Below are 9265 nucleotides of genomic sequence, written 5' to 3' on the forward strand. Positions count from 1 at the left end.
ACGACCGCAAAACCCCGGTGCGTCGCCTCGAGCGACCTGTTCGGGTTCGTGAAGAGGACTGCGTCTGTCCCGAAGATCCGATGAAATGCATCCCTCCATATGGCGGCCCGCGCCGGGTCGAGCTCCGCCTCTATGAACTCCATGTATTCCCTGCCCGAGCCCTCGCCCGCAGCGCGCAGCACCGCCTCAACGATCTCGCCGCTTGTGGTGGAGGCTATCGCGGACTTGACCTGCGCCTCGAGGTCCGCGGCGTCGACCTCGTCGCGGTCGGAGGATATGTTGGCCGTGTCGATGTCGTAGCTGAACAGCAGCCTCGGAGCATGGTGGCCGGTTATGAAGATCCCCCTGTTGTAGACCGACCCGTCCGCGACCGTCCGGGGCGCGCCCTCCTTGAACACCCTGACCCCGCCCGCGTCGTGGAGATATTGCTGGTCCTGCCTCAGGGCCAGGACGAAGTCGTCGAGCCTCTCCACGACCCTCTTCGCCTCGTCGTCCACGCCCCTGATGGTGGTGACCGAGCCCTGCATCCGCTCTACTCCCTCCAGGGCACGGAAACAGAGGACCTCCTCCTCCCTCCTCCCCACCCTCTGCGGTGCGGAGGCGAACGGCGCAGCGACCCAGTCGGCGGAGCGGAATTTTATCATCATGCCGTTCCGGAGCGCGGCCGCCGACAGCATCTTGAGCCCCTGGCCGAACTGCCCCACCGCGTCCGACCCCTTGTCGCTGGATGCGAACCGGAGGTTGGTGTAATGGAAGCCCCTGCCGTCGTCCGTGATCCTCATCTCCTGCGCCATGTCGGCGCGCATCCCGGGCGACCACTTCACCCATCCGAAGCTCCTGCCCTTGGGCGGGAGCGGGACCTTCACCTCCACGGAGAAGCGGGTGCCGTGCGAATCGGCCGGCATGTGGTTGGAGAGGGCATCCAGGATGACCCTCTTCGCCCCCCATTTATCAGCGCGATTGGCAAGCGTGAAGGAGGTGTCGAACGAGACGCCGGATACGCCCGACGGATTCCTGATGTCCGCGAGCAGGAAGGCGTCCATGGAGCCCACGACGGAGCTGTCCTGCGGAACCTTGCAATAGTTGATGAGAAAAACCCGGAAGTTGCGGTTACGGACCCGAATGACATTGTAATTCGAGAGCCGGGCGGTGATCGAAGCGGCCGGATCGGTCTCGAGCACGGCCCTCTCGCCGAAGAGTTCCTCAAACGCCTGCTTCCAGAGCTGCGGATGCGCGGGCACGCGCCAGTAAGAGGCGCCGTGGACAGTCGCCAGCGGTATGTGCCCGATCTCGAGCGGGTCCGCGCCGAGTGAAATCTCATCCGCAGGAAAGAGGGCACTGGAGAGACAGGCCTTGATGATGTTCACGTCGTGGGTCCCGGCGATCATCTCGCCCACGATGTTGCCGAACGAGGCCTCCTTCACGTGGTCCCTGTCGTGGGCGATCATGTCGGTGTTGAGGTCAAAGCCGAAGAGCAGCCTGCCTGCAAAATCGGAGGTGACGAATATCCCCTTGACGAAGATGTGGCCCGATCTGTCCACGATCGAGTTGCCCCTGCCGTCCGAATACAGGGGAGAGTACCTCGGCCTGAAGTGGAGCGCCTTACTCTTGATCTGGCCGAGGTATCGGAGAAATGCAGCGGTGGGCTTATGGAAAATGGTCCTGGAGCCCTTGATCGCCCGTCTCCCCCCGGCCTCGACGTCGAAACAGAGCCTGTGCGCCCTCCTGCCGTCCACGTTTATCCTCTTCCATCTCGGGACCGCCCTCCAGTCGCGGGAGAAGACCTCGACCTGCATGCCCTCGGCGAGCGCCGATGCGATCGCGAGCTTGAGGCCGTCGCCGAACTGACCCACGGGACCTGCCGCCCCCTCCGCTGAGCCGCCGTTCGGCTTGTCGCTGAAATCGATGCCGAGCTTTCTGTAGTCGAAGCCGCGGCCGTTGTCGGAGAAGGCCACCGCCTGGACAGCGTCGCCGGCCCTGACCATCGCGGCCCCCTTCCCGTACGCGTGCCACCTGCCGCCGATGAGATACTTTATGGCAATCTTCGTCCCGCCGCTGTCTCCCGGCAGGTGGTTCTGCAGGCCGTCGAGCACGATCCGGTCCGCGCCCCAGTTGTCCATGGAGCGCCTCTTCTTTATCGCCTCGAGCGTGATGGAGTGTTCGATGCGGACGGTCGCCGGGCCGTCATTCGGGGAGCCGTTTACGAGCCCGCCCAGTCCGCGCCGGCAAGACGGGGGGAGATAGCTGTCGGTCACACCCGCTGCCCTGCCGCCGACCCCAGGCGGATTGACAGGCCTGTGCATGCACCCGGGGTGCATGATCCCGGGCAGACCGGCCAGACCTGGACCTATCTTGAATACCAAGGCAGACCCCTCCTTCCCCCTTTATCGTCCACCCCCGGATCTTGTTGCCTGAAAAATGGGTTTTTTTTGGGCCCTCTGATTCCCCTTGAATGTCGCATAAAATCAAGGTATAGCCCCTTCCCCACGCAAGACGGAGCAAAATCGGACGGAGAAGGGCCACTGAGCGAAAGGGGCGGAGGTGACCATGAAGGGACTCGAGACCCTGATGATGCCGGCGTCGTTGCCCTCTGGATTCTCCGGCAGTTTTGCGAACCTCGCCTCGTTCTCCGGCGCGCTGCCGATCTCGCACTTCCAGATCGCGCGGATCGGCGTCGCCAAAATGGAGCCCACATACCCCCTCCCCCCGCTCCTGGCGATAGACGGGAGCGAAAGGCCCGAATACGCCCCCGGGCTGCTGCCGGAGCCGGACCTGCCGATCATGCCGGACGGATATGAGGCGGACTGGAACGTCATCCAGGACCTCATGGATCTGCCCCCATCAGCCGCCGTAACGCCGGATATGGACCCCATGGACCTCATACTCGCCAGGGACGCAGGCTGGTTCGATTTCGGCTCGCTCAGGGAGATCATGGAATCGAGCGATCTGCCTCCGCTCGCGCACACTTTCTTTTCAAACGCCTTCAGCGTAAGGGCCGACGCCGTCCTCGCCCCTTCCGCCGCCATCGGCGAACAGGCGCCTCAAACAAAGATGGATTTCCTGCAATACGCAGGCAGCCGCTTCCTCGAAGGGGTCCTGCTCTCGAGGGCCGGGCGCCTCGAAGATCAGGAAAAGATCGAGGCCTGCCTCGTCCAGTCGGCCATGGCCTTTGCCATGTCCGATCGCTTCTCTGCGGCGGCCATGCTCCTCGAGCACGCGGCCCTCATACAGGCCCGCGAGTGCCGCCGCTGCGTGGGGACGAGGATCGAGCAGGGGAAGATGTGGCTTGCGGAGCTCAGTCGAAACGACGACCGCTCGTTCGAGACCGTCTATCAGAGGGCGCTCAACTCCGCCCAATACGACCACCCGGGCGCGGGGCTTCTGGAGCGGATATTCGAGGCCGCGACCGCCTTCTGTATGGAGAGCGGCGACCGCGCAGAGGCGGCAAGGGGTTTTGTCCGCACCGCCTGGGCGCGCCTCATGAAGCTCGACGCGCCGGGGGCCGCCCCCTCGCTCTCCCCTGACGACTGGTTCAGGACCTCCGTGGACCTGCAGAGCGCCGCAACATTCTTCGGCCACGCCGGCCTGGATTTCCACGCATCGATGGCGAAGGAGCTCTCCGAGGCGGCCTCCGATCTCGAGGAGATTGCCAGAAACGGTACGGACGAAACGATCGAGATCGTCCCCTCCTCAACAACCGGAAGGCCCGACGACCCCACGATCAGCTTCAGGAGATCTCGCCGGACAGGCACGGAGGGCAAAGAGGGCTCAGCCTGATAGAGCACGCCTCCCGGCAGGACAGCCCTCTCTTGTTCGGATCAAAAACCGCAGAGATCAACTGCCGATAAAGCGGATGACCGTCCCGAGGCGGGCCGGGATGAAATCCTCCCCATACTCACGGGCGAAGGCGCCGCGCGCCCCCTCTCCTGTGCAGTGGCACGGCGCCACTTTTTTTACCCCAAGGCGACGGAAGGCCCGGACGACCTCCTCTATCTCTTCCCCTGTCGCGTCCTTGAGATGAAATCCGCCGACCACCAGGGCGATGCCTCCGCCGCCGTGCTGCGACGCCTGTTCAACGATCTTTGCGATGCCGGGGTGGGCGCAGCCCGTCACAACTACCAGCCCTGCCGGCGTCTTCACGACGAGGGCCTGCTCCCTGATCGCGACCCCCATCTCCCCCGTCGTTTCGAATCGCTCCGCGACCGCAGCCGGCGCAGAGGCCTCCCTCAGCACGCCGCCGCCCGCGCTCACCGAATCCTTGAGCTCCGGGGGAAACGATGCGAGCAGGTGGACCGGCACGCCCTTCCGTGCCGCCAGAAACTTCTTCAATCCGCCTGTGTGGTCCCAATGGGAATGGGATATCACCACGGCGTCGATGACGGAGGGATCGATGCCGAGATGCTTCATGTTGCGCAGAAGGATGTCGCCGTCCGCGCCGGTGTCGAACAGGACCCTCCTGCCCGCATAGTCGACGACGCAGGCGAACCCCCAGTCGGCCCGCAGAGCCGCGTCCTCCGGACGGTTGTTGTCGTAGACGATCGTTATGACTCCGGGGGATCCCCCGGCTTGCCGGGCCTGCATCGCCGATCCTCCTTTCGTCCCGCCATGCATCCTGCCCCCCGCTTGAACCGCCGCGAAAACCGCTGCGAGGACGGCGACCGCACACGCGCCGCGCCGAACCGCACTCCGCCCCTTGCACAGAGCCATAAAGACCCCTTACGCATGCCGCCTGTCAACTACGGCGATCGCCTGGCCCAGGCTCACCTTCCAGCCCTCATCCAGCAACGAATGGATGGCGCTGTCGGGATAAAGAAGCAGCATGCTCGAACCGATGCTGAAGCAGCCGACGAGGTCCCCCTTTTCGTAACGCACCCCTTCGTCGTAGAGCACATGTATGGCGTTTACGCACAGCGACCCCACGGCGATCATGCCGATGGGAAACGCGTCGGTCATAAGGACGGAAGATACGCTCGCGTTGGACTTCACGGCGCTGGGAAAGAGGTCGGCCTTTTTGAAGAACGACTCCAGGCCGATGAAGATCGGGAGCAGGGCCTTGCCGTCGTTGACGCGGGTCGAGACGAAGCGCCCGGCGTACGGGGCCCTCCAGTAGTGGCGGTCGGTCGGGCTGAGGTAGAGGTTCATATACCGCCCGCTTGAGAAGAGGGCTGCGTCCCCGCCCATCGCGTCCGACAACAGTATCCTCCTTCCATTCTTCGAGGGGATCGATCCGTCTGCGGCCACAGGCCCCTGGGCCACCAGGCGCGCCTCAACCGGGCTCGCGATCACATCGTCGCGCCGGTCGATCTCGTCGAAGCGCGGGCCGTGAAAGCGGCGGTTGACGCCGATCAGATCGGCAAGTGACTCGAGCCGGCCTGGGGAGGTCGATGCGCCCGCTGCAAGGCCGCCGCCCGTGATGAACGAAGATGGAAAAAGGGAGTTGATCCTCATCGCCCCGTCCCCGTCAGTGGTCGCACAGGTTCTGGCCGGACTTGAGCGTCCCTGTCAGATACTCGCCCACGAGCCTCTCCGGCGTGTCGCAGGTTGCACCCACGACAACCTCGATGCCCTGCTGCGCGAACAGCGCCTGCGCCCGCTGGCCCATACCGCCCGCTATGATGACGTTGGCTCCCTTCTCGGCGAGCCACGGCGGAAGGAGCCCGGGCTGGTGCGGGGGCGAGTTCAGGTCCTGTCGTCCGACGATCCTCTTCGCAGCGGCGTCCACGTCGAGGAGCGCGAAGCTCTCGCAGTGGCCGAAGTGCATGGACAGTTTTCCCTCCGCAATCGGAACAGCGATCTTCATGAGATGTTCTCCTTTCGCCTCTGCCTGAGGCCGTTTGACACCGCGGACTCTATAAACTTCGCCGCCTCGCGCATCACAGCTGAAGCGGCAGAATCGGAATGGCATTGCACGAACGAACGGCCGCTGTCGCTGGCCTCCGCTATGACCGGGTCGATCGGGATAGAGCCCAGGAACGGGACTCCCATGTCCTCCGACATATTTTTCCCCCCGCCCGAACGCAGGATGTGGGTGACCTCGCCGCACTTCGGGCAGGCGAAGCCGCTCATGTTCTCCACCACACCCAGCACCGGCACAGAGAGCTGCCGGCAGAAGGTTATGGACTTGCGAACGTCGACCGCAGCCACCTTCTGGGGCGTGGTTACGATCACCGCCCCGTCCAACCGGTCGATGAGCTGACAGACCGAGAGCGGCTCGTCGCCGGTCCCCGGAGGGGCGTCGATGATCAGGAAATCCAGGTCCCCCCAGGCCACGTCCTTGAGAAACTGCCTGATGACCCCTGTCTTGCGAGGACCGCGCCAGATGACAGCGTCGTCATGGCCCTGCAGGAGAAACCCCAGGGACATGACCTTCATTTCGCCAATCTCCACGGGGACCATACCCTCGTCCGACCCGTGAATCTGTTCACCCTCGATGCCGAGCATCGTGGGGATGCTAGGGCCGTGGATGTCGACGTCGAGGAGCCCCACGCGCTTCCCCGACTGCATGAGCGCCATGGCGAGGTTGACGGCGACGGTGCTCTTGCCTACCCCACCCTTGCCCGAGAGCACGATCACCTTGTGGCGGATGCGGCACATGCGCGACTCAAGCTTGCGGCGCTCTTTGAACTCCTCTTCGCTTTCATCGTTTCTTCGATCGATGGACTCCATGTCTCAAGCCTCCTCTTGTAACGCCAGATGTCTCCAGATATGCCTGATATCGTCGGCGCACGGCGCCTCTACCTCCACGACCGCCTTTTTCTGAATCTGGGCCAGGGTCACCGAGCGGTCGTACCGGATGCGGCCGGCGACCTGCGCGCCCGCCTGCCTCGCCCTCCCCTCTATCCTCTCTGTCATCTTCGGGTTGATGTCCCACTTGTTGACGCACACGAAGGCGGGTATTTCGAAGTGCGCAGCCAGCGCAAGCACACGCTCCAGATCGTGCTCTCCGGACACGGTGGGCTCGGTGACCACGAGGACCTGCGTGGCGCCTGTCATCGACGCGATCACCGGGCAACCGATGCCGGGCGGGCCGTCCACGATGATGAGCGAACGGCCCTCCTCCCCGGCCACGCGGCGGGCCTGGCTTCGGACCGTGGAGACCAGCTTGCCCGAGTTCTCGGCCGCGACGCCGAGCCTCGCATGTACCATGGGGCCTGCGCGGGTCTCCGATACCATCCACTCGCCGCAGAGTCGCTCCGGAAAATCAATGGCATTTTCGGGACAGAACCTGACGCAGACCCCGCAGCCCTCGCACGAAACAGGATCTATCGCATACTTCTTCGTGCCGGAGCCCTCTCCGCTTATTTTCACGGCATCGAACCGGCAATTCGCGAGGCACGCGCCGCAGCCTGTGCAGTCGGCCTCGCGTATCACCGCCTCATGTCCGCTCATGAACTCGTGGCGCTCTTTGACCCGCGGCGAGAGGACGAGGTGCAGGTCCGCGGCGTCCACGTCGCAGTCGGCGACGACCGGGCGGTCGGCCAGGACGGCAAAAGACGCGGTCACGCTGGTCTTTCCGGTGCCCCCCTTGCCGCTTATGATCACCAGCTCCTTCATCAGCCTTTGGACCTCCCTGACCGCGAGTAATAGACCTTCTGACCCACCCGTTCGGAGACGACCGCCTCTGCCTTCGCCAGGGCGTCTATCAACTTGAGCACCTCTATGCGATTCAAGCCGAGGCCCCTGGAGATGTCCTCGATCGTGCACGGCCGCCTGCCGAGCATCGCGAGCACCTCCTCCCCGGTCGTCCTGCGGGCAGAGGCCGCAAGACCCTCATCGGGCCCGCCCTCGGCGATGATCTCCACCTCCCCGGGGATGAGCTTCGCAAGCCTCTCCATCTCTTCCCTGGGTACAGCGAAGGCAAAATCCTCCGCGGGTGGACGGGTGACGGTATTGAGCTGAGTCCGCGCCGGCGCGATGCGCCTGACGAGGGCCGCGATCTTCTCCACCTCCGCGGGGATGCCCGTGACCCCTCCGAGCAGAAAGACCTCGAGCCAGACCTCCCCGGGAAACCGCCTCGTGAACTCCGCGATGCCCTCCACCATCCGGTCGAAGGATATTCCGCCGTGCGGCCGGTTGACGTGTTGAAAGAGCTTCTCATCACCGGCGTCCAGCGAGGGGAGCACGAGGTCGGCCTCCATGAGATCGTCCTGGACCTCGCGCATCCAGAGCAGCGCGCCGTTGGTAAGAACTGTCACCGGGACCGCCGTCGTGGCCTTGACCCTGCGGATCAGCTCGCCGATCCCGCTGTTGAGGGTGGGCTCGCCGGAGCCGGCGAGGCTTATGTAGTCCGGCGCCGGGCCTTCCGCGAGCTTCCTCCCGATCTCGGCGAGGACCGCATCGACGGGGACGTATTCCCTGCGCTCTATCGTCTTTTCCGTGGTGCGCCCGAGCTGGCAATAGATGCAGTCGTAGGTGCACACCTTGAACGGCACGAGGTCGACGCCCAGCGAGCGCCCCAGCCGCCTCGACGGGACGGGGCCGTACACGTATTTGAAAGCCGCATCGCTCATCGCGAGCCTCCTCCGGAAAGACGATCGACTTCAAAATAAAGCTTCTCGAACAGGCCGCGATACTCGGGGAGGGCGTCCACCACCAGCTCGCCGCGCGAATAGGCCTCGGCGATCCTTCGGTCGTCCGGTATCTCCAGGAGGATGGGGATGTCCTCTCCCCTGCAGAACTCGTGCACCCGCCCGTCGCCGGCCCCGACGCGGTTGATGACGACCCCGAACCGGACGTCGAGCTCCCGGACCATGTCCACGGCAAGAGTGAGGTCGTGCAGCCCGAACGGCGTGGGCTCCGTGACCAGCGCCACGAAATCCGCCCCGCGGATCGCGGCTATCACAGGGCACGAGGTGCCCGGCGGCGCATCCAGGATAGCGGTGTCGCCCTTTCTGAGACGCGCCTTCACCGCGCGGATGAGCGGCGGCGCCATGGGCACGCCGACGTCGAGCCTGCCCTCGATCAACGTGATATTTGCCGACCTGAACATCTCTACCATGCCTATCCGCCTGTCCGCTTCGGTGATGGCCTTCGTAGGACACACCTTCGCGCAGCCTCCGCAGCCGTGGCACATGTCGGGGAATATGAGCGGCTTTGCGCCGAACGACACTATGGCGCTGTACTGGCAGATGCGGCCGCATTCGCCGCAGCCCGTGCAGAGCGATTCGTCAACCTCAGGCACAGGGATGCATACGGTCTGCGCTCCGCTCGATTCCCCCTTGAGAAAAAGGCGGCAGTTCGGCTCCTCCACGTCGCAGTCCAGCAG

9 protein-coding genes are annotated in these 9265 nt (G+C 64.5%); 1 reads left to right on the top strand and 8 read right to left on the bottom strand.

The features are described 5' to 3' along the window. The coding region (locus tag JXA24_02185; GenBank protein ID MBN1282565.1) for a hypothetical protein at window positions 1–2363 on the bottom strand (2363 nt) is incomplete at its 3' end. A gap of 184 nt (window positions 2364–2547) precedes the next feature. Here JXA24_02185 and JXA24_02190 point away from each other — a divergent pair. Then, the gene (locus JXA24_02190; protein MBN1282566.1) at window positions 2548–3777 is read left to right on the top strand and encodes a hypothetical protein; all 1230 of its coding nucleotides are present in this window, start codon (window positions 2548–2550) and stop codon (window positions 3775–3777) included. A gap of 57 nt (window positions 3778–3834) precedes the next feature. Here the strand turns inward: JXA24_02190 and JXA24_02195 are convergent, their stop codons facing one another. The 7 genes from JXA24_02195 to JXA24_02225 all read right to left on the bottom strand — a co-directional run. Continuing rightward, entirely contained in the window at window positions 3835–4581 is a 747-nt protein-coding gene (locus JXA24_02195; GenBank protein MBN1282567.1) for an MBL fold metallo-hydrolase, read from the bottom strand. A 135-nt stretch (window positions 4582–4716) separates the two neighbouring features. Next, a complete protein-coding gene (locus tag JXA24_02200; GenBank protein MBN1282568.1) occupies window positions 4717–5448 on the bottom strand; it encodes a phosphatidylserine decarboxylase in 732 nt (243 codons plus the stop codon). 13 nt (window positions 5449–5461) lie between these two features. Further along, window positions 5462–5800, bottom strand: a complete 339-nt coding sequence (locus tag JXA24_02205) for a NifB/NifX family molybdenum-iron cluster-binding protein (protein MBN1282569.1) — start codon at window positions 5798–5800, stop codon at window positions 5462–5464. Next, window positions 5797–6666, bottom strand: a complete 870-nt coding sequence (locus tag JXA24_02210; GenBank protein MBN1282570.1) for an Mrp/NBP35 family ATP-binding protein — start codon at window positions 6664–6666, stop codon at window positions 5797–5799. Before JXA24_02210 ends, JXA24_02205 begins: the two co-directional genes overlap by 4 nt. A 3-nt stretch (window positions 6667–6669) precedes the next feature. Further along, window positions 6670–7554: an ATP-binding protein gene (locus JXA24_02215; protein ID MBN1282571.1), complete on the bottom strand. Its 885-nt coding sequence runs from the start codon at window positions 7552–7554 to the stop codon at window positions 6670–6672. Continuing rightward, window positions 7554–8510, bottom strand: a complete 957-nt coding sequence (locus JXA24_02220; protein MBN1282572.1) for a radical SAM protein — start codon at window positions 8508–8510, stop codon at window positions 7554–7556. Before JXA24_02220 ends, JXA24_02215 begins: the two co-directional genes overlap by 1 nt. Further along, window positions 8507–9265 (bottom strand): ATP-binding protein (locus JXA24_02225; protein ID MBN1282573.1); only part of this gene is annotated, 759 nt, incomplete at its 5' end. The genes JXA24_02225 and JXA24_02220, both read right to left, overlap by 4 nt.

Source organism: Pseudomonadota bacterium (assembly GCA_016927275.1).
Classification (GTDB): Bacteria; UBA10199; UBA10199; order 2-02-FULL-44-16; family JAAZCA01; genus JAFGMW01.